This is a genomic window from uncultured Campylobacter sp., assembly GCF_937921625.1.
In the GTDB taxonomy this organism is placed as follows: Bacteria; Campylobacterota; Campylobacteria; order Campylobacterales; family Campylobacteraceae; genus Campylobacter_B.
On record NZ_CAKZTI010000043.1, the window covers coordinates 1 to 20,168 of the forward strand.

18 protein-coding genes, 4 tRNA genes and 1 pseudogene are annotated in these 20,168 nt (G+C 50.3%); 13 read left to right on the plus strand and 10 right to left on the minus strand.

Features of this window, described 5'->3' with window-relative positions:
* The 7 genes from Q0101_RS06855 to Q0101_RS06885 form a co-directional block, all read left to right on the plus strand.
* Positions 1-453, plus strand: a 453-nt coding sequence (locus tag Q0101_RS06855; RefSeq protein ID WP_297943597.1) for an OsmC family protein, incomplete at its 5' end; no start/stop codon positions are given.
* 79 nt (positions 454-532) lie between these two features.
* Complete coding sequence (locus Q0101_RS06860; protein ID WP_297943600.1) at positions 533-1,264, plus strand: nitroreductase family protein; 732 nt, start codon at positions 533-535, stop codon at positions 1,262-1,264.
* Positions 1,265-1,310: 46 nt separating this feature from the next.
* A tRNA-Leu gene (locus tag Q0101_RS06865) sits at positions 1,311-1,398 on the plus strand.
* 10 nt (positions 1,399-1,408) lie between these two features.
* A tRNA-Cys gene (locus tag Q0101_RS06870) sits at positions 1,409-1,482 on the plus strand.
* Positions 1,483-1,502: 20 nt separating this feature from the next.
* Positions 1,503-1,658, plus strand: a complete 156-nt coding sequence (locus Q0101_RS06875; protein WP_177387338.1) for a hypothetical protein — start codon at positions 1,503-1,505, stop codon at positions 1,656-1,658.
* A gap of 58 nt (positions 1,659-1,716) precedes the next feature.
* Positions 1,717-1,804 (plus strand) — tRNA-Ser (locus Q0101_RS06880).
* A 519-nt stretch (positions 1,805-2,323) separates the two neighbouring features.
* A complete protein-coding gene (locus tag Q0101_RS06885) occupies positions 2,324-3,391 on the plus strand; it encodes a PQQ-binding-like beta-propeller repeat protein (RefSeq protein WP_297943603.1) in 1,068 nt (355 codons plus the stop codon).
* 392 nt (positions 3,392-3,783) lie between these two features.
* On the opposite strand, the gene Q0101_RS06890 is transcribed toward Q0101_RS06885, so the two are convergent.
* Positions 3,784-4,515 (minus strand): hypothetical protein, encoded by a 732-nt coding sequence (locus Q0101_RS06890; protein WP_297943606.1) that lies wholly within the window; start codon positions 4,513-4,515, stop codon positions 3,784-3,786.
* 165 nt (positions 4,516-4,680) lie between these two features.
* Between Q0101_RS06890 and Q0101_RS06895 the strand changes: the two genes are divergently transcribed.
* Entirely contained in the window at positions 4,681-4,860 is a 180-nt protein-coding gene (locus tag Q0101_RS06895; protein WP_297943609.1) for a hypothetical protein, read from the plus strand.
* Positions 4,861-5,155: 295 nt separating this feature from the next.
* Here Q0101_RS06895 and Q0101_RS06900 read toward each other — a convergent pair whose 3' ends face one another.
* The 9 genes from Q0101_RS06900 to Q0101_RS06940 form a co-directional block, all read right to left on the minus strand.
* Positions 5,156-5,317 carry a hypothetical protein gene (locus Q0101_RS06900; RefSeq protein WP_297943611.1) on the minus strand — a complete coding sequence of 54 codons (162 nt, stop codon included), beginning with the start codon at positions 5,315-5,317 and terminating at the stop codon, positions 5,156-5,158.
* A 264-nt stretch (positions 5,318-5,581) separates the two neighbouring features.
* Positions 5,582-5,872 (minus strand): hypothetical protein, encoded by a 291-nt coding sequence (locus Q0101_RS06905; protein WP_297943614.1) that lies wholly within the window; start codon positions 5,870-5,872, stop codon positions 5,582-5,584.
* Positions 5,873-5,923: 51 nt separating this feature from the next.
* Positions 5,924-6,286: a hypothetical protein gene (locus Q0101_RS06910; RefSeq protein ID WP_297943616.1), complete on the minus strand. Its 363-nt coding sequence runs from the start codon at positions 6,284-6,286 to the stop codon at positions 5,924-5,926.
* On the minus strand, positions 6,249-6,458 hold the full coding sequence (locus tag Q0101_RS06915) for a hypothetical protein (protein ID WP_297943619.1): 210 nt from the start codon (positions 6,456-6,458) through the stop codon (positions 6,249-6,251). Before Q0101_RS06915 ends, Q0101_RS06910 begins: the two co-directional genes overlap by 38 nt.
* Before the next feature lie 431 nt (positions 6,459-6,889).
* A complete protein-coding gene (locus tag Q0101_RS06920; RefSeq protein WP_297943622.1) occupies positions 6,890-7,843 on the minus strand; it encodes a Dyp-type peroxidase in 954 nt (317 codons plus the stop codon).
* 232 nt (positions 7,844-8,075) lie between these two features.
* Positions 8,076-8,163, minus strand: a tRNA-Ser gene (locus Q0101_RS06925).
* A gap of 420 nt (positions 8,164-8,583) precedes the next feature.
* A complete protein-coding gene (locus tag Q0101_RS06930) occupies positions 8,584-10,041 on the minus strand; it encodes an efflux transporter outer membrane subunit (protein ID WP_297943625.1) in 1,458 nt (485 codons plus the stop codon).
* The gene (locus Q0101_RS06935; RefSeq protein WP_297943628.1) at positions 10,028-13,186 is read right to left on the minus strand and encodes an efflux RND transporter permease subunit; all 3,159 of its coding nucleotides are present in this window, start codon (positions 13,184-13,186) and stop codon (positions 10,028-10,030) included. Before Q0101_RS06935 ends, Q0101_RS06930 begins: the two co-directional genes overlap by 14 nt.
* A complete protein-coding gene (locus Q0101_RS06940) occupies positions 13,186-14,319 on the minus strand; it encodes an efflux RND transporter periplasmic adaptor subunit (protein ID WP_297943631.1) in 1,134 nt (377 codons plus the stop codon). The genes Q0101_RS06935 and Q0101_RS06940 overlap by 1 nt, the downstream gene beginning before the upstream one ends.
* Before the next feature lie 172 nt (positions 14,320-14,491).
* On the opposite strand from Q0101_RS06940, the gene thiD reads away from it, so the two are divergent.
* From thiD to Q0101_RS06965, 5 genes and pseudogenes are all read left to right on the plus strand, one after another.
* Entirely contained in the window at positions 14,492-15,592 is a 1,101-nt protein-coding gene (gene thiD, locus Q0101_RS06945) for a bifunctional hydroxymethylpyrimidine kinase/phosphomethylpyrimidine kinase (protein ID WP_297943635.1), read from the plus strand.
* A gap of 589 nt (positions 15,593-16,181) precedes the next feature.
* Positions 16,182-17,333, plus strand: a complete 1,152-nt coding sequence (locus Q0101_RS06950) for an MFS transporter (RefSeq protein ID WP_297943638.1) — start codon at positions 16,182-16,184, stop codon at positions 17,331-17,333.
* Between the two features lie 53 nt (positions 17,334-17,386).
* Positions 17,387-17,635: pseudogene (locus Q0101_RS06955) on the plus strand (DUF1440 domain-containing protein); the annotation flags it as partial.
* Positions 17,636-17,755: 120 nt separating this feature from the next.
* Positions 17,756-19,339, plus strand: a complete 1,584-nt coding sequence (locus Q0101_RS06960; protein WP_297943641.1) for a tannase/feruloyl esterase family alpha/beta hydrolase — start codon at positions 17,756-17,758, stop codon at positions 19,337-19,339.
* 21 nt (positions 19,340-19,360) lie between these two features.
* Positions 19,361-19,834: a hypothetical protein gene (locus tag Q0101_RS06965; protein ID WP_297943644.1), complete on the plus strand. Its 474-nt coding sequence runs from the start codon at positions 19,361-19,363 to the stop codon at positions 19,832-19,834.
* Positions 19,835-20,168 lie beyond the last annotated feature (334 nt).

Genomic DNA, 20,168 nt, shown 5'->3' on the forward strand with positions numbered 1-20,168 from the left:
ACCCACCACTACCACACCCGTACCGAATGGACAGGCAACCTCGGCGTAGGCACAGCGCACTACACCGCCTACAGCCGCGACCATATCCATCGCGCCCCCGGCAAAGCGGACATCCCCGGTTCCGCCGACCCCGCCTACCGTGGTGACCCCGCCCGCTGGAACCCCGAAGAACTGCTGCTCGCCGCCGCCTCCGCCTGCCACAAACTCTGGTACCTGCACCACTGCGCCGACCACGGCATCACCGTCCTCGCCTACCGCGACGACGCCGAAGCCGAAATGAACGAAGCTGCAGGCCGCATGACCGCCATCCGCCTCAAACCGCGCGTTACCATCAGCGCTGCGTCCGACCCGGCACTTGCCCTCGCCCTGCACCATGACGCCCACCGCGATTGCTACATCGCCAACACATTGAACTGCCCCGTCACCATCGACGCCCACATCGAACAAGCATGACCCGCCGCCTCCTCCCCCTCCTCTTGACCCTCGCCCTGCCGCAACCGACAGATGACGGCAACGCAAACTAAGGATTTTTATGCTGCTTGATCTACTCAATCACCGCCGCGCGGTACGCCATTTCGACGCGGACAAACCGCTGGACAGCACCACCGTCCGCCACTGCCTCAAACAAGCGCAGCTCGCGCCCAGCAGTTCCAATCTGCAACTCTACGAGTTCTATCACATTACCGGAAAAGCGACGCTTGAAGCCCTTTCCACCGCCTGCCTCAGCCAGCAGGCGGCAACAACCGCGACGCAAATGGTGGTTTTCGTCTGCCGTCAGGATTTATACCGCCAGCGCACTCAGGCGATGTTTGCACTGGAAAGCGAAAATCTGCGCCGCTACAGCCCGCCGGACAAACTGGAAAAACGGCTGAAAGCCAACGCCGGCTACTACGGCAAGTTCCTGCCATTTCTCTACGCGCGCGGCTTCGGCCTGCTGGGACCGCTGCGCAAAGTACTATTCGGCACGGTGGCACTCTTCCGCCCGATGTACCGCGATTGCAGCGGGGCGGATATGCGCGTGGTTGTCCACAAAAGCTGTGGTCTCGCCGCGCAGACATTCATGCTGGCAATGAGCGAGGCAGGCTACGACACCTGCCCGCTGGAAGGGCTGGACAGCGGCCGTGTTAAGAAAATCCTTGGCCTGACGCGTGGCGCAGAAATCAACATGATCGTCGCCTGCGGTATCCGCAAGGAAGGACACGGCATCTGGGGCGACCGCCAACGTCTGCCGTTTGCCGAGGTGTACCGCGAACGCACCGACTGAGGCCGCTTGACATTGCCCGGGCAGCCGCTATGATGCCGCCCGCGTTGCCCGGATGGCGAAATTGGTAGACGCAAGGGACTTAAAATCCCTCGGTATTTTTTACCGTACCGGTTCAAGTCCGGTTTCGGGCACCATTGACTTTTAGGCGACATAGCCAAGTGGTAAGGCATGAGCCTGCAAAGCTTTGATCCCCGGTTCGAATCCGGGTGTCGCCTCCAGATCCTAAAAAGGAGTTATTATGAGATACATACTAGCGGCTCTTTTGGCATTGATGGTTTTTAGCGGGTGCTCTAATACTTGGCACGGCGTAAAAGAGGACTCACACAATGCGGCTCAATGGACCAAAGAAAAGGTTCACAACGGCGCCGAGTGGGTCGGAGAAAAAACCGAATAAATTTTACGCGTAGGTCCCAACCTGCGCGAACTTTCGGCGGGGTCTACCCGCCCTTAATCGGGAGATGGCTGAGCGGTCGAAAGCGGCGGTCTTGAAAACCGTTGAGGTGAAAGCCTCCTGGGGTTCGAATCCCTATCTCCCGGCCATTTTAATCTAATCCAAAACTCTATTTTAACTTCAGAATTTCACATTTTATTTATACTAATTTTCATTTAATGCTCTTTGCGTTTAAATTCTACTTCACGATATGCAGCGTAAATAGGCAGTTAGAGTAGCATATTCGTAAATGAATGCTAGAAAGATACGTAGCGAAAAAGCTAGGATTTCGATAGTGGCCTGTTGATCAGTCCGAATCAAAGTAGTACATAATGGTGATGAAATAATATAATGGCATTAAACTTTGGGCATTCGTCTGGTATAAAAGTGAATGAAAAACCTAGCAACGAAATTTAGTTATGAGTTTTTAAGACGTAGCATTCATTGTGCCGGGCGTAAAATTTTGGAAGCTCCACAAAATTTGAAATTCCATGCCGCACGCCGTAAAATTTTAGCGTGTGCATCGTATGATTTAACGTGCGCGCCGTAAAATTTCAACGTGCATACAAAATTTTAAAATTCGCGCCCAAATTTAAGCTATAATCGCTTCAAATTTTAAGGAGCCGCAAATGCTAAAATCATATCCTCTTGCGATGCAGGGCGTGGAGTTTCGCGGACACGGCGTGACGGGCATTTATGAGATGGGCGAGCGGATTGCCTTCGTCCATTTTGCCTTTGCAGCCCCCAGCGAGCAAAATATCGCCGCGAAGCTAACGCCCAGCTACGTGCTGCTAGATACGTTTTCGCGCGATTTTAGCGAGCACAAAAGATCGGTGCTCGCCTACGAACAGCGCGAAATTTTCTCTGCCGCCTCCGCGCTCTGCTACCCACAGGACGGCCACTTCGTGCTAAATACGAGATATTACGAGGGCTTCGTCGATTCGCCCGCAAAGCTCATCAAAATACAAGACGGCGAAATAACCGAGCTTGGCGACGCTCCAACGCCCGTGAAGCAGGTCTACAACGATGCGCAAACCTATGAGTTTGACGGCTTTGCCGTGCGGATGAGTTCGCCCTTTATGATGGAGTGCAGAGCCTCGCAAGGCGGGTCAAATTTAAACGGCGCGGCGGGCGAGAATTTAAAAAATTTCTCCGAAAATAGCGGCGCGGCGGCTGTTTGTAAAGCGAGCAAAAGCGATCCACACGACGAAACGAGCGAGGCGAAAGATAAAATTTCAAACGGCGGCAAGCAAACGCGCAAAAAAGCGGCCGCAAAAGGCAAAACTCTTTGGCGGCTAAAACTAGGCGCGTACCTATATACGCCCGTTTGCCTGCGCGGCACAGCGACGTCGCATTTTGATGCGCAAGGTAAGCGGCGGGGTCTCAAGACGCTGTATTTCGGCACCGCTGGCAAGGGTGGGCATCTATATGCCGTAGACGCGGCAAGCGGCGAGGTGATCTTTAAGCTTGACACCGGCGGAACCGAGCATTTCGCGTGGTGCGAGGATAAAATTTTACTCGCAGATCCCCGTAATAAGCCCGTTTTTATCAGTACCGAGGACGGCTCGGTCGCAAGGGAGATAGAATTCGGCGAGTTTCAATTCGGCTCGGATCAGATCATGCTCGCTAGCGGTGGTCGCCTCTACGCCGTGGCAAACGACGGAGCTGCAATGTATGCGGTCTGCGCGGATATTTAAATTGGACAGATTAAAATTCGGCTTGTAGTTGTAGATTAAATTTAACCGCAAGGCTTGAGGCTCCGAACATTTTGGATATGAAATTTACCTATTTGAGGCTCATGTCCGCTAGCCGCAGCACCCTTGCGAGTCGTATCCCATCTCTTGCCCATTCGGAAAATGCCAAAAACCGCAAATTCTTTGGTATAAAGCACGCCGTAGCTCACTTGCTAAGTAAAATTTATTCGCCCGGCGCGTCGTTTCGGACTAAAATTCAAACCCCGCGCCTTAAAATTTAAAGCGGTCGCGGTAAATTTCAAGGTGCGAAGTGGTGTGAGCTGCCGCGAAATTCCATCGAGCTTTGCGGTGTGCGCGGGCAAACCTCGGCGATGATATTGATCGAAACGCCCCTTTCATTGAAATATCACAAACTGCTTTTGAAATTTTGACGGGCTGATCCGCCGCTCTTTTAGCATGTAGCGGCAAACCCTTTCAAAATCCTCCCCGCTCATCATAAAACTGATAAATTCGCCCTTGCCGTCATAGATGATCAAAGTATCGATCGCACGGAAGCTAAATTTCCCCTCCGTGATCTTTGAAAAAATCAGTTTAGAGGCGAAAAACGGTAAAATCAATGCCGCTGCGCTCATAATAAAAATTATAAATCCTCTAAGGCTTTGTAAAAATCCGGCAAACGCGACGGCTATCACGATGAACGAAAGCACAATGCCGATGGAATTTCTAGCGGGCACGATATGTCCGAATAGCGGCGTGGCGGTGAGCTTTATGAGCGATATCTCATCAAATTTTATAGATTTCGTGATTTTGCCTTTATTGACGTAGTTGATGCTCCTGTTCGTCAAATGAACAAAGCGCGTATGGGCGCTGTTGAGATAGGACACGACGGCGAATACTACAGGAGCAAACGGCGTATAGTATGGAAAAATATCGCCTATATACAGAAACACCGGTACCGCCAAGAGAGCGAAGAATAGGTTATAAATAAAGAATACCACGATGTTGTAGTCTTTGACGACGAGGGATTTATTGTCAAATTGCGGCGGATTTCGGCGCTCGGCATCTTGCCTAGGCTGCGACTGCTGCAGCTTTTGCGACTTTTGCGGCTCATCGTTAAAATTTTTCATTAAATTTTTTGCTCCCGTTTTAAAATTCGTCGCTAGCGGCTTGGGCGTTTTGCGGAGATTAATTTTGCTTTTACGTTTAAATTTTATCGTCAAACAGCGCGCGGACATCTGCCTAGAAGCTTTTTACATAAAATTGACAAGATCAAAATTGCGGGCAAGTCGCATTTGGAAGATAGAAATTGTACGACTTCCTTGCACTCGCTCGCAGGTTTCGAGACTCATGCCCGCTGGCTGGAACTAAGCCCGATAAGGACGATCAGCCCGATGGCTCTAAGTTTTAAGGTCGATGTCCGCCGGCCGCAGCACCTTTGCGAGCTGTATTACTACGGAATTTATTGTCGCTAGGCTAGAAAATAACACCGCAGCTGCAATTTTTGCAAGCTGCATTTTATCAGACGTGCATTTGGCAAACACTAAAAACCGCGAACTCTCCGGCATAAAGCACGCTGTAGCGCGCTCGCTAATTAAAATTTACTCGCTCTCAGTGCCGCTTCGGTTAAATTTTAGATCTCGCAGCGCGCTTTCGTCCGCGCCGCCGCTTTTTTTGCATTTTAAATTTAAACCTTGCGGCGACATTTCTGTGTCCGCACTGCCGCCATTGAATCTACTTCAATTTAAGCCCGCGCCTAACTTACATCAATTAGATGAAACTTATGCACGCTAGTCTCAGATGTTGTAAGGTCGCGGCGCGAGTATCGCCGCAATCACTGCTAAAATTTGACCTATCCTGCCAAGATCGGCACTGAGGTTTAAATTTAAGTTGTGTTGCTCGGTAGGCAAGCAGGCGGATGCTCAGTCGCATTTTACCGCCTCGGGCTTCCTTGCTGAAAAAATTTAATGCCCTCCTGCAAAAGCCACGCGCTCGCATAAAGCCGCAGCCCGCCTAGGCTTGGCGCGTCCATCGCCATCTCATGACCTTCAAATCTCGCACTAAATTTGCCGTCCTCGCCGTACGCCTTAGCGACACAATCCTAAGCAGAGCCCGTCTGCGTCCTTTCAAAATTTATCAGCGCCACGTATCGGTACCGCGTGCGCTTACCGCACCGCCGCATAAAATTTCGAGGTCTTATAGTTCAAAATCAAAGCAGTAAAACTCATCCGCCTCGCTCCAAAGCTCCTCTAGCGAGAGCCCGTCTATCTGCGGCGCGCCGTAGAGCTCCCGCAGCGTGGCAAAATACCGCTCGCCGCTTGCGTTTGCGCCTGCCTCGTCCGCGCATCTTTGAAACGAGTAGCGATCCGCATAGGCGATGATCATGTATTGCGCGCCGCGCAGGCGAAAGCCAAGCTCCGGCTCGCCGCCCTCGGCTACGCATTTTAGCAGCATTTGCTCTATGGTTTGAAATGAATATTTCGGCATTTCGCTCCGATCTTAAAATTTTATCTCTGCCGCCGCATATCGCGAGCTGTTTTATTCCGCCAAAAACCCGAAGCGCTCGATCATATCCAAAAGCATATCGGCTCTGCAAATTTCATCGTCCAGTAGGTCATCGTATTGATCTCGCAGTCGCTCGGCGTCTCGCGCCACAGGTCCTAGATATTCCCTGGCCTGCGCGAAATCCCCTTTCATCACGTAGTATTCGCCTAAGATCACGCGAGCTTGCGTCTTGCTAACCTCGTCGCCTTCGCCCTCTAGCGCCGCTTTTAGGCTCTGCACGCCGCCATCCTCAAGCCCTCGCGAGAGCTGCGTTACCTTCTGTAAAGCTTCGCATCCATTTTCGCTCCTTTGTAAAATTTTATTTAAAATAATAGAACAAATTTCCGCCGCACTCAAGATCCACGAACTCCTTGCTGTCAAAAAACAGCTTAAATTCCATGTGGCTCAGATATTTGGCGTCCTGCGCTTTCTCTATAAAATTTCTTATCAGCCGCTCTATCTTTCCGCCCCCTTTGCGGCGCGCCGCATCTTGCCTCGTGAAATAAAAAACTACGGGTGCGTCGGACACCGCTGCGATATACCAAATTTTAAGCGGCGCTAAAAGCTCGCTTCGGTTTCGTAGCAGCTCCTCTACCGCGCCTTGGATCAGATCGGTGCGGATCTGTGACTCGAAGGACTCGACCGAGATATAAAAATTCTTAAGTCCGTTTAGTTTCTCGAAAAGCGGCGTGCGGGCAAGGTAGTGCTCGATGCACTTTTTATCGGTGATTTTTGCGGCATCTTTTTAGGAGCGAAGCACGATCTTAAGCCACGCCGAGTCCCTACCCGCGCCGTAAAACGCGCTGATCGCTCGAGTTTTAAATTTAGCGTCTATGAACTCTATGAGACCCCTGACGTTTTCACTATTTTTGATTTGCCCTCTATGATCTCTTTACAGCGCCTGCTCTGATACGGGCTTAGATCGCAAAACATCGCACGCCTTTAAATTTAAAGCTAAATTTACTCTGCGCTATAAGCCTGTAGCATATCGAAGGTGGGAGCGAAAAAGAGCGCGCCCGTCTTTGCGACGCTGAAATCTAGCAGGCGGTCGTAGTTGCCTCGCGGGCGGCCGATAAACATGCTCTCAAGCATTAACTCCAGCGTGCTAAAGGTGCTTGCGTAGGCGATGAAGTAGGTTCCCGTCTCGCCGCCCTGCATAAAAGGCATATTGTCGCGCACGACCTTTTTGTCGTCGCCTACGTTGGCTGCGGCGGAGTGCGAGTTGCTAGGTTTTATATCCTCGCTCATCTCGATATCGTTTTGTTTGCTGCGCCCGATGACACGCTCCTGCTCGGCGACGCCCGCGGCGTTCCATGCGCTCATATCGTGGATATATTTTTGCGTAAAAAGATAGCTGCCGCCCTTGTACGCCGCGTCCTCGTCGCCCACCTTGGCGAAAAAGTCGCGATCTGCGCCTTGCGGGTTTTCGGTGCCGTCCACAAAGCCTATGATAGCGCGCCCGTCGTAGTATTTAAAGCCGCAGATCTCCTCCTCGCACGTCGCGACGTCCTTTAGCACGGCTCTGATCTCGCTTGCCATATCGTAGCAAACGGCTTGATTCCCCGCTCTGATGTGGATATGGATATCGCCTCCGGTGGCTGGCGCAGCGTGTTTATCGCCCTTAATCTCTTCGAAATTCTTTAGCTCCTTTGGCAAAGGCTTCGGCAAGCCGAGCATTTTCCACGCCTCAAAGCCCACGCCCAGCACGCAGCTGGTTTCGCTAGCCGCACCGAATCTTGTAACGGCGGTTTTGTTTAAATTTATCACCAGAGCGCAAAGGCCCTCGAAAGCCTTTTTGCAGGCGGCTTTGTTCGCGTTAAAGCGCCAGATCATAAACACGGTGTTATTGCCGGGCGCGTCGGTTACGTTTTGGGATTTTGCGTGCGCACAGGCGCAACTTTTTTCTTCACTCATTTTTTTCTCCTTCAAAGTGAAATTTTAAAAGGAATTTTAGCGCAATATCGGTAAACGGCGGGCGTAGAGATAGAATTTAGGTGGCTTTCGGGTTTGATTTCGGCGGAGGAAATTTTTATCTTTGATCGTTAAATTTGCGGCAAGGGTGGAATTTTGGCTTTAAATTTATAAAATTTTCGCCGAGTTGAAAAGCGAAATTTTAGAGTTTTGCGAGGACGAAATTTTAAAGTAGTGGCAGATGGGAAGGGATTCGAACCCTCGAAAGCTTGCACTTTACACGCGTTCCAGGCGTGCTCCTTCAACCGCTCGGACACCCATCTAAATTAAAAGTCGCGATTATAGCGAAAATCTAAAATTTTGCCAAATTCCGTTTCGGCGCGCAACCTGTTCTGCCTTTAAATTTAAAACGCGGCGCTTGGAATTTCGCCGCAGCGTTTGGAATTCTATCGCGCTGCTTGGAATTTTTCTGCAGCGATTAGAATTTCGCCGTACCGCTTGAAATTCTGTCGCGCCCTAAGCCAAGCCGCTTTGCGCTTCCTAGCCGAGCGGCGATTTTACCTTGCTGCGGCTATTTTAAAATTTAGATTATCTTTGAAATTTGGATTTGCCGCCCGCCGCGAGGCTAAATTTAAAGAGCGCAAGCAGATTTTTCTTTTATACATCCGCTTGCGCCGTAAAAGCTGAGCTACGCTTTAAATTTACGGGTATTTTAAAATTTTGCGCCGCCCGTAAATTTAAAGCTAATTAAAAATTCTATCTTTCGGGAACGCGGACATATCGGGCTGCACGTCCTTCTCTGCGCCTAAAAGCGCCTTTATTTCGCTATCCTCGATGCTAAAGCCGCCGCCGAGCGCCTTGTAGGCGTTTACCGTCGCGCTTAGCACATCAAGATCTGCCTGCACTTTATTTAGCTGCGCGCTAAGCAGGTTCCGCTGTGAATCCAAAAACTCCAGATGATCGCTGTAGCCCGCCTGATACCTGCTTGAGGCGTTTGAATAAATTTTGCTCTGCGAAGCGACGAGATCGGCGAGGCTTGCCTGCCTTAGTTTGGCGTTTTGCACGCCTACAAGCGCGTCGCGAACGTCGCCGAAAGCGGTTTTAAGCGCTTTGTCGTATGCGATGAAGCTCGCGTTTTGCTCTAAATTTGCAAGCTCTACGCGCCTTTTCTGGCGGCCGAAGTCAAGCAGCGGCCCTACGAGCGAGCCGCCGATGCTCCATGTGCTCGCACTTGCGGTAAACAGCCTGTCAAACTCGCCGCTTGCGTATCCCGCCGAGCCCGTAAGCGAGAAAGTAGGGAAGTAGCCTGCCTTGGCGACGCCCACTAAGAAATTGCTTGCGCGCAGATTTTCGAGCGAGCTTGCAACGTCGGGGCGATGTAGGATCACGTCGCTTGGGATTCCGCTTGGAATCTGCGGAGCGCTAGGCATTTTCGCGGCGGTCTGCGCCGTGCCACGTAAAATTTCATCGTAGCTCTTGCCCGTTAGGATATTTAGCGAGGTCTGCGCCGCGGAGAGCTGATTTTGCACGCTTATGAGGCTTGCCTCGGCGCTTTGGACCGCGGCTTTGGCCTGATAAAATACGATCTCGCTAACCGCGCCCGCATCGAGCTGCTTTTTGCGGTAGTTTTGCGTATCTTGATAGCTTTTTAGGCTGTCTTTTAAAATTTTCTCCTGTTGCTTTAATGCTAGTAGCGTAAAATAGGTCGTCGCAACCGTGCTAGTAATCGTATTTTTGGCGGTTTCGTAGTCGTATTTCGTCGCATTAAATCGAGATCGCGCCGAATCCACGCTGTTGCGCACGCGCCCCCAAAGATCGATTTCGTAGCTTAGCACGGCGCCGATCTGATACGCGCCGTGGGAGTTGCGATCGGGCTGGTTGCCGAAATTATTTTGGCGCACCGCACTGCCGCTTAAATTTACGTTCGGCAGGTATTCAAGCTTGCTTAGTCCTAAATTTACGCGCGCATACTCGACGTTATTTAGCGCGGTTTGCAAGTCGGAATTTTGCTCCAGCGCGCTTTGGATCAGGGCGTTTAGCTGCGGATCGTTAAAGCTTTTCCACCACTGCGTGCTAACGTTAGTGCTTGCGTAATCTGCCTTAAAGCCGGTCTGTTTTTGCGGCGTAACGGGCTTGAAATTGCAGCCGCAAAGTAAAATTCCAAGCGTCAAGGCGCTTAAAAGAGCGTTATTTATTTTCATCGTTCACCTCGTTAGTTTGGACTTTTTTGCCGCGTCTATCAAGCCAAGCGTTGAAGCTTTCGAGCAGGTAGAAAAACAGCGGCACGAAAAAGATCGCGATCGTAGATGCCGCGAGCATTCCGCCTACGACGCCGGTTCCTAATGCGTGTCGGCTAGCAGCGCCAGCGCCAGTGGCGATAACCATCGGAAGCACGCCGAGGCCGAACGCAAGGCTCGTCATCACGATAGGGCGGAACCTCATCTTGGCGGCTTCTATGGCGGCATCAGCGATAGAGCGATGATTATTTAGATGCTCGTTCATCGCAAATTCCACGATCAAAATCGCATTTTTCGCCGCCAGACCGATTAGAAGTAAAAGTCCGATCTGAAAATATATGTCATTATTCAGCCCGCGGAAATATGTAAACACGAGCGCGCCGAATACCGAAAACGGCACGGCGGTAAGTACGGCAAGCGGCATGAGCCACCTTTCGTATTGAGCCGCCAGGATCAGAAACACGAAGATCATTCCAAATACAAACGCCTGCGCGCCCTTGCCCGTCTCGCTGACCTCTTGATATGCAGAACCGGCCCAGCCGATCGAATATCCGCTAGGAAGTTCCTCTTTTATAACCTCTTGTATAGCTGCAATCGCCTGACCCGAGGTGTAGCCCGTGTTTGGCTCACCCATAATCTGCGCTGCCGGGAAGGCATTAAATCTATTAACGGAATCAGGACCCAGCGAGCGCTCAAGCCTCACTAAAGAATTTAACGCGATCAGATCGCCGTTGTCGCTGCGGACGTAGAGCGATTTTAGATCGTTAGGATCATCTCTATAGTTTTGCGTAGCGCGGATATAGACCTTAAACGTGCGCCCCATAAGGTTAAAGTCGTTGATATAATACTGCCCGATGGTGGAATTTAGCACGGTGAAAATGTCGGCTATTTTAACGCCTAGCATCTTTATCTTCTCTTTATCGAGATAGAGCTTATACTGCGGGAAATCGGTATCCAGCGTCGTTCGCACGAGCTTTAAAGCGGGGTGTTGATTGGCTTTGGCAGTTACGCGATCCATATCTGCGCGAATTTCATCGTAGCTCTTGCCCGTCGTGCTTTGCGCGTAGAGCTCAAATCCACCCGTAAGCGAAAGACCCATAATAGGCGGCGGCGTGACGACGTAGGTCATCGAGTTGCGATCGGCGCCGTAGAGCTGCCCGTTTAGCGCGGCGGCTAAGGCGAAGTTGGAATTTTCATCACCCGGGCGATCTTTCCAGTCTTTTAGCTTCATAAAAAAAGCTCCCGCATTTTCTCTAAGCGCTCCGGCTAGCATATCGTATCCCGTGATTTGGGTTATATCTTTTACGTTTGGATACTTTTTAGCGATGCTTGCGATGAAATCCTGATCGGCTTCCGTCCTGGGCAGCGTAGATGCAGACGGAAGCGTAGTCATCGCCATAATCGAGCCTTTGTCTTCGTTAGGCACTAGGCCGCTCGGAGTAAGATTAAGAAGCTCTATCATTGCATAGATGATGATGCCCACAAAAACGAGGCTGATTAGCACATGGCGCAAAACCATGCCGACGCCTGCGGCGTAAATTTTAGTTGAGATGCTAAAAAGATTATTAAACCATCTTATGAAAAAAAACGGCTCGGACTCCTTTTTTTGCAAGATTAGAGCGCAAAGTGCGGGCGTTAGTGTAAGGGCTACGAAGCCTGAAAAACATACCGAAGCCACGAGCGTTAAAGCAAATTGCCTCTGCATAACCCCCGTAAAGCCCTCCATAAACGCAACCGGCACGAAAACCGACGAAAGCACGAGCACGATAGAGATGACGGGCGCTACGATCTCGCCCATCGCCTTCGTGGTGGCCTCTTTGACGCTAAGATCCGGCTCTTCGTGTAAAATTCTCTCTACGTTTTCGATCACGATAATGGCGTCGTCCACGACGATGCCGATAGCTAAAATAAGCGCGAAAAGAGTGATTAAATTTATTGAAAATCCGAAGGCATAAATTCCGATAAACGCGCCGCAGATTGACACAGGCGCAGCAAGCGTCGGAATGATCGTCGCTCTAAGGTTCCCTAAGAACATATACATAACGATGATGACGAGGATTAACGCTTCAATGAAAGTATGAATGACCTCTTCGATCGATACTTTTACGAAGCTAGTCGTATCGTAGGCGACGTCGTAGGTCAGCTCGCCTGGGAAATTTGGTTTAAGCTCGTCTATGCGCTTATTTACCGCTTCAACTACGGCTAGGGCGTTGGCGCCGCTTTGCATAAAGATAAGCACGGGCACCATCGCCTTGCCGTTATATTTACCCGAAATATTGTAGCTTGCGCCGCCGAGTTTGACTTCGGCGACATCTTTTACGCGCAAGAAATTTCCGTCCTTCTGCGCGCGTATGATGATATTTTCAAACTCTTCGACGGTTTTTAAACGACCCTCAGGCTTGATCGCATATACGTATGGATTGCCTAAGTTCATCGGCTGCTCGCCCATCTTACCCGCGGCGTATTGGCTGTTTTGCTCGCTTATCGCGGCGATTATCTCGGCGGTCGTAACGTTAAATTTCTTAAGTAGCTCGGGTTTTACCCAGATCCTCATAGCATAATCTTTTGTGCCCAGCGCTTGAGCTTCGCCGACGCCCGGCACGCGCTTTAGCTCATCTACGACGTTGATAGCTACGTAGTTTTGCATCTCTACGACATCCATCTGCTCGCTAGGATCGTAAAACGCAAGCACCTCCAGCATCGTGCTGCTACGCTCGGTGACGGTTACGCCGTAGCGGCGCACTTCATCGGGAAGTAGTGTAAGAGCTGGCGTGACGCGGTTGTTTACATTGACTTTTGCATCTGCTGGATTTGTGCCGATTTGAAAATATACGTTGATACGAACATCGCCGGAGGAACTTGCTGAGCTTTCCATGTAGATCATATTTTCAACGCCATTGATTGCGTTTTCAAGAGGAGCCGCGACGACGTCGGCAATCGTTTGCGCATCCGCGCCGCTATATGTAGCGCTAACTACGATTTGCGGCGGCGTGAGTTGTGGATACTCCTCGACGGAAGAATTTTTAAGAGCCAAAACGCCCGCGATTACGATGATGATCGAAACGACGCAGGCAAAAACGGGGCGGTTGATGAAAAATTTAGAAAACATTATTTCCCGCTTTCCGCATTGCTCTGAGACGGTTGCTCGTTAGGCTGCCCTGCTACGTAAGGATCGGTGCTTGCGGGTATCGGAGTGACCTTGGAGCCCACGTTGATCTTTTTAAAATTATCTAAAATGATCTGATCGCCGTCTTGCAGTCCGCTTGAGATCGTCGCCGTGCGGGTATCTTGCGCTGCGATTTTGACTACCTTTTTAGCGACCTTGCCGTCTTGTACGACATAGACTATGGTGTTGCTAAGATCTTGCTTGAGCGCAACTTGCGGAATTTTAAAGCCGTTTTTCTGATAAAAACCATCGACGCTTACTTTGGTAAAAACGCCCGGGCGAATTTCTAAGCTTGGATTTGGAATTTGAGCCTTAGCGCTGACTGACGCTGTGTTTGTATTGATGACGCTATCGATAAAACTTAGCGTGCCATTGTAGTCCTTACCGCCGAGATTTATGCTTACCTGACGGCCCAGCTGCTTCCACTGCCCATTTCTTAAATTTGCATCAAGCTCCAGCCTATCGACGTCTGCGATGCCGAATTCCACGTCGATCGGATCAAATTTGCTAAGACGCACCAGATCCTCGCCCACGTTTACGTATGCGCCTACGTCTTTTTGCGTATCGCCCGCCATGCCGTCAAAAGGCGCGGTAACGAGCGAGTGATCAAAATCGATCTTGGCGCTTTTAAAATTTGCTTCGGCTACCATAAATGCCGCTTTTGCGGTATCGAAATCCTTTTGAGAGATCGTGTTGCTAGCTTTTAGCGCTTTAGCTCTTTTGTAGTCCGCCGAGGCGTTTTGCAGATTAGCGTTTGCGCTGTCAAACGCCGCCTGGTAGCGCGAGCGGTCGATCTCGTAGAGCACGTCGCCCTTTTTGACGCTGTGGCCAGGCTCGAAAAGCTGCTTTTCGATGGTGCCCGAAACCTGCGGCTTTAGCATTATCTCAAGCTCGCTCACGGTCTGTCCGTTAAATTTCAAAATTATCGGCACGTCGGCGGATTTGGCGATAAATACGCCTACCGGCAGCGCGGGGGTCTCGCCGCCTTGCTTCGCGCCGCTTTCCTCCTTTTTTTCAAAATAGGAGCAGCCCGAAACCAAAAACGCTGCGAAAATCAAACTAGCGACTTTTTTCATGTAAATTCCTCTATTTGGTTAAAATTTTGTATTTGTAATAGTTATTACGAATGAATTATAAATTATAATAAAAACTATATAAATAAAACTTAAATTTAGCCCGTAAAATAATATATCTGGGGAATTATAGCGGAATTTCGATATAATCGCGCTAAAATTTTAAAGGCTTTTTATGAAAAGAATTCTTACTATCGCGGGTTCTGATAGCGGCGGCGGTGCGGGTATCCAAGCCGATATCAAGACGATTAGCGCGCATAAGATGTTTGCTATGAGCGCTATTACGGCGCTTACGGCGCAAAATTCGCGCGGCGTATTCGGCGTACTGGACGTTCCGCCAGATTTTGTGGAGGCGCAGCTGGACGCGATTTTTAGCGATATCTTTCCGGACGCCGTTAAAATCGGAATGATCTCCAATGAAAGGGTTGCCGAGGCCATTGCAAAGAGCCTGAGCAAGCACGGCGCGAAAAACGTCGTCTTAGATCCCGTGATGGTCGCTACCAGCGGCGGAGTTTTGATGAAACAAAGCGCGCTGCATGCGTTAAAATATAAGCTCGCCCCCGCCGCGGAGATCATCACGCCTAACGTGCGCGAGGCTGAGGTCTTGGCGGAGATGAAAATTTTAAGCTTAGCCGATATGCGCGCCGCAGCAGTTAAAATTTCGCAGTTTTTCGACGGCGCGATTTTGATCAAAGGCGGCGATCTGGCGGATGCGAGCGTGGCTTGTGGCGCGACGGAAGCGGATACGGCGCGAAATTTTAAAGCTTTTGGGCGCGAGATGGGCGAAAACGGGGCGCTAAAAAATTCTGCGGGTTTGACGGAGCGTGCGAATTTCGCGAGTGAAAATTTTACTAGCGAATGCAAAAATTTAACTGCGAGCGCGGAGCCCTCTTTTGAGCAAAATTTATCCGCAGCGCCTTTAGATGCAGGTTCTGAACCGAGCGGCGAGGGCGGGGATTTGACAAATTTAGCGGTCGATATTTTATACGAAAACGGCAAATTTTACGAATTTTCCGCGCCTAAAATTGCTACGCGCAACACCCACGGCACGGGCTGCACGCTCTCAAGTGCGATCGCATGCGCTCTGGCGGCGGGACTTAGCCTGCCTGCAGCCGTCGCCCATGCCAAGGGCTTCGTGCGCAGGGCGCTGGGTTGGGGTGAACAGATCGGGCACGGATGCGGCGCGATAGATCATTATTTCACGGTCCAAGATCCCTTCGGCGCGGGCTTTGGCGGATCTTGCGCGAACGAAATCAAAATCATCTCTCGAGACTAAAATTTCAAGCGCTCGTTGAAATCCCCGCATTCGTAAAATTCCAAAATTCCGCTGCTATTAAATTTAATCTAGCGGCACGAGATCGTCCAAATGGCTCGTCACGGCTTGTTATAAACGGCGGGATTGCGCGGCTAAAAAGCGTGTTGCAGGAGTAGTGCGCTTAAAATTTTAGTTGATTTTTAGGCATCATAATCCGCGTAGAATTTTAAAGAATTTTTGAATTTTATTGTAGGGTTCGCGTTGCAAGTTAGGGCTTTTCTTATTTGCCTTATGCTACAGCTCTGCTTCGTGGCATTGTTAAATTTGCGTTATTTCTCATAAGGCTTTATGCGCGAAAAAAGAGAGTTAGAAATATAAAACTAGTCATGCACTCACTGCTCACGTTGCTGCCTACCTTCACCCCTATAAGGTAGTAGATGCATCGCATTGTATGTCCGACCATTGCGCTATACTTGCCGCAGCATTGCGTCCCCGCTGCGAACTTAGCGATCTATGCCTGTCGTCTCATATTCGCTGAGCTTACTAAAATTCCAAATTTTCTAGCAAAAGAGTTATAATGGCTAAAATTACGTAAATTTAGGAATTTAAAATGCGCTGCAAAAAAGGACTACTACTCTTAATCATCGCCTCAGGGATAATCTCTGCCGCAGATAACTGGATCGCATCGCTACTGCTGCCTAGCATCGCAGATACGTTTGGGGTGCAGGTAAGCGCCGCCTCCACAGTTTTGACGGCATATCTGATTCCATACGGCTTACTTCAGCCGGTATACGGACATCTTAGCGATCGCTACGGTAGAGGTAAAATTTTAATCTCGCTAATGCTCTTTTTGGCGATATTTACGCTTCTTTGCTCTACTGCAAAAAGTTTAGCGTGGCTTGTTTTATTTCGTTTTTGCACGGGATGCGCGGCGGCGGGTATAATCGCCGTCTGCCTCGGCGTTATAGGCGATGCATATGACGAGAAGAATAGACAAAAAATCGTAGCGATATTTCTGGGCTCGGTATTTTTAGGGCAGGGGCTGAGTGCGGCTTTAGGTGGATGGGCGGTGGCTAGATTTTCTTGGAGGGAGATATTTTTAGCCTTTTCTGCGCTGTCTGCGGTATCTTTCGTATCACTATTTACGCTAAATTTCAAAGACGCTCCGAAAAGCAAAGGCGAAAGCTTCGTAAAATCCCTAGCCAGCTTGCGCGGCGATGCTGCGCTTTTGAGAAGCTATTTTTTGGCTTTATGTAATGGCGTAATTGTGCTCGGGGCGTACTCATTCATAGGCGCTTATCTACTTAAAAAACTGTGCTTGAGCTCAAATTTCGCCGGAGTCTGCCTTATGCTTTACGGCGTCGCTTGCTTTTTGGCAGGAAACGCTGCTAGATATTTAAAAGAGAAGTTGCCGCCAAAAGAAATTCTATCCCTCGGCTTTTTGGCGTCCGCTTCGGCGCTGTGCCTTTTGGCGAGTTGCTTCGCTGCTACCGCATATGTAGGGACGTTTTTGCTGGGATTCGGATATGTTTGCGCGCAGTCCGTCCTAGCAAGCGCGGCACTTCGTTGTAGTTCCGTCAAAGGTCTATCCTCCGGGATCATAGGCACGGCGATATTTTTCGGAGGCGGCATCGGTACTGCCGTAGGTGGCAAGGCGCTTGAATATTTAAGCTACCAAGGGCTATTTTGCAGCTTTGCCGCGTTAGCCGCCGCGCTGCTGATTTTTTACCGTGCGAACTTTAAGGGCACGCGTGAAATTTAATGCTCCGCAACAATAGCAAAATTTAAAATTAGGCACACTTCGCTGTCGAGAAATTACCTAAAATTACGCTATTTCAGGGCGTCGCATTCGGTATCGTCGTAAATATCGCAGTGCATTGCATCACGCTGCCGCTTTTAGGACTTACACCACCGCTTTTTCAGCTTCCGTGGTATGAGTTTGTTTCGGAATTTTTCGGGCACGCGGTTTGGTTTTGGGCGATCGAAGTATTCCGCCGCGATCTACGAAATCGCGTAACGGGTGAGCCCGATCCCGCGGACCGCCCAAGCGCTTCGTCCCTTTAATTAAAATTTGAAATTCCACATGACTTCGCTAGGAATTCCATAATTTCTCAAATACGCTTGAAATTCACGATAAATTTTTATGTTAGAATTACGATTAATAAAATTTTAAAAGGAGCGGCAATGAAATATAAAATTTTAGTTGCAACCTTTACGGCTGCTTTGGGCCTACAGGGGGCGCTTACGAGCGATTTTGACGAGCGGGCTTGCGCGGCGCTAAAGGGCACGAAAATTTACGATACAAAGATTAGCGAAGCGATCTGGAATCAAAGCGGCGAAATCGGTGCCGATAAGATGTCTGCGCTAACTGGCGGAGCCAAAAAGACGCTAAAAGCCGCGCCGCACTGCATAATTCACGGCGAGATAGCCTCGCGTACGGGTTCGGACGGCAAGCATTACGGCATAAAATTTGAGCTGCGCTTGCCGGGCGACTGGAACGGCAAGCTGCTATTTCAGGGCGGAGGCGGTTTGGACGGCTTCGTAGCGCCGGCTCTTGGCGCCGTACCTATCCGCACTAGCACTGCAACGCCCGCGCTTATGAGGGGCTATGCGGTAGTTGCGACCGATTCGGGACATCCTACGCCTACGCCAGAGTTTGGACTTGAGCAGCAGGCGCGGTTAGACTATGCCTATCAGGCTATCGGCAAGGTCACGAGCGTCTCAAAGCAGCTGGTTTTCACGGCATATAAAAAAGCGCCCGCGCACAGCTATTTTATGGGCTGCTCAAACGGCGGGCGCTCGGCTCTGATGGCGGCGCAGAGGTATCCACTGGAATTTGACGGCGTAATCGCGGCAAATCCGGGTTTTAGGCTTTCGCGCGCGGCGATCGCGGAGCAGTGGGACAACCGGCAGCTTATGAAGATCGCGCCTAAAAACGCCGCGGGGGATAAAATTTTTGCAAACGCCCTTACGCAGGAGGATTTGGATAAGCTAAGCATAGCGGTTCTGGATAAATGCGATGCGCTAGACGGCCTAAAAGACGGCATTATCTGCGCTTGGGAGAGTTGTAAATTTGATCCTAGCGGACTTGATCTGCCCAAAGAAAAAATTTCTGTGATAAAGGCGATATTTGAGGGCGCAAAAAACAGCAGGGGCGAGCAAATTTACAGCGGCTGGTTTTACGATGCCGGGGTAAATCAGCCCGGCTGGCGCATGTGGAAGCTTGGCGACTCGCAAAGCGCCGAGCCAAATGCTAGAAATATCGTGCTCTCGAAGGGCTCGATGAATTATTATTTCTTGACGCCGCCGCAACCGGAGTTTGATCTGATGAAATTTGATTTCGATAAGGACGTAGAGCGAACATTCGAAACCGCGGCGATAAACGATGCGATTTCGACCAAGCTAGATAGCTTCCGCGCTAACGGCGGTAAACTCATCATCGTAACGGGCGTTTCCGATCCCGTGTTTTCGGCGATGGATCAGCGCGATTGGTTTAAAAAGCTAGTGGAAACGAACGCGGACGCGGACGAATTTGCGCGATTTTTTGCATTGCCTGGGATGAATCACTGCGGCGGCGGTAACGGCATCGATGATGTCGATCCGCTAAGCGCGCTTGAAGCGTGGCGCGAGCAGAGAACGGCTCCATCTAGCCTGCTAGGCAAAAGCACGAGCCGCGCGGGCAAACAGATCCCTATCTGCGCGTACCCAAAAGTGGCTACCTACGTAGGCGGCGACGAAAATAACGCGAGTAGCTTTGAGTGCAGATAAAATTTATTTAAAGGAGTAAAGATGAGAAGTAAAATTTTAATTGCGGCCTTTGCGGCGGCGTTTTTGTGCGGCTGCGCGGCGCACGATACAAAGCCAGGCGAGGAAATAAGCGCAATGGATAAGAGGGGCGAAAGCGCGGCTGCGGACTGCGGCGCTAGTGAGGGCGTCTGCAAGGTACCCGCGGTGCAGGGGCCGATGATAGGCAGCGGCACGGATGAGCACGGCTGCTTGGTTGCCGTGGGGCAGAGCTTTTCAAAGATCAAGAATGGCTGCGTGCAGGTCTTTGACGTCGCGGATGTGAGGCTGGACGATCCGGATAACGCCGCGCTTGCGATCTACGGGATATTCTCCGCGGATAAAAGCAAGGTAGAAATTTTTTGGTCGAGCCTTCCTGAGAGCGTGATCTTGCGCGCAAAGGGAAGCGGTTATGTCTCGAAGGACGGCAAAATTTCGCTGCTAAAAAGCGGCAATAGCTATAAGATCCGCAGAAAATAGCAGGTGAAATTTTAAGTCAGCCAAATTTCGCGCGCTGCGGAGAAATTTAATCCAAGCGCGCCAAGGTTTAGCCGATCTAGTAGAGCCTAAGGCTTAAATTTAGGGTAAGCTAATACCAAGCATTCGGTTATTTGCGGCATCTGCCGCCGATAAAATTTAATCAAAGGAGCAAAAATGGCGATCATAAAAGTCGATCTACAAAAATCATACCGTATCCTAAATCCGGGCGCGACCACGCTCGTATCGACCAAATACGATGGCGACGTCAATGCGATGGCGATAACGTGGGCGCAGGCGCTTGACTACGACAAGGTTACCATCGTGCCGCACAACG

Coding starts and splice junctions, on each gene's coding strand:
- Q0101_RS06890 (WP_297943606.1), bottom strand. CDS start 4,515: ATGAAAAATTTTAACGATGAGCCGCAAAAGTCGCAAAAGCTGCAGCAG.
- Q0101_RS06885 (WP_297943603.1), top strand. CDS start 2,324: ATGCTAAAATCATATCCTCTTGCGATGCAGGGCGTGGAGTTTCGCGGA.
- Q0101_RS06875 (WP_177387338.1), top strand. CDS start 1,503: ATGAGATACATACTAGCGGCTCTTTTGGCATTGATGGTTTTTAGCGGG.
- Q0101_RS06965 (WP_297943644.1), top strand. CDS start 19,361: ATGAGAAGTAAAATTTTAATTGCGGCCTTTGCGGCGGCGTTTTTGTGC.
- Q0101_RS06930 (WP_297943625.1), bottom strand. CDS start 10,041: ATGAAAATAAATAACGCTCTTTTAAGCGCCTTGACGCTTGGAATTTTA.
- thiD (WP_297943635.1), top strand. CDS start 14,492: ATGAAAAGAATTCTTACTATCGCGGGTTCTGATAGCGGCGGCGGTGCG.
- Q0101_RS06900 (WP_297943611.1), bottom strand. CDS start 5,317: ATGCGACTGAGCATCCGCCTGCTTGCCTACCGAGCAACACAACTTAAA.
- Q0101_RS06920 (WP_297943622.1), bottom strand. CDS start 7,843: ATGAGTGAAGAAAAAAGTTGCGCCTGTGCGCACGCAAAATCCCAAAAC.
- Q0101_RS06940 (WP_297943631.1), bottom strand. CDS start 14,319: ATGAAAAAAGTCGCTAGTTTGATTTTCGCAGCGTTTTTGGTTTCGGGC.
- Q0101_RS06935 (WP_297943628.1), bottom strand. CDS start 13,186: ATGTTTTCTAAATTTTTCATCAACCGCCCCGTTTTTGCCTGCGTCGTT.
- Q0101_RS06905 (WP_297943614.1), bottom strand. CDS start 5,872: ATGCCGAAATATTCATTTCAAACCATAGAGCAAATGCTGCTAAAATGC.
- Q0101_RS06960 (WP_297943641.1), top strand. CDS start 17,756: ATGAAATATAAAATTTTAGTTGCAACCTTTACGGCTGCTTTGGGCCTA.
- Q0101_RS06950 (WP_297943638.1), top strand. CDS start 16,182: ATGCGCTGCAAAAAAGGACTACTACTCTTAATCATCGCCTCAGGGATA.
- Q0101_RS06860 (WP_297943600.1), top strand. CDS start 533: ATGCTGCTTGATCTACTCAATCACCGCCGCGCGGTACGCCATTTCGAC.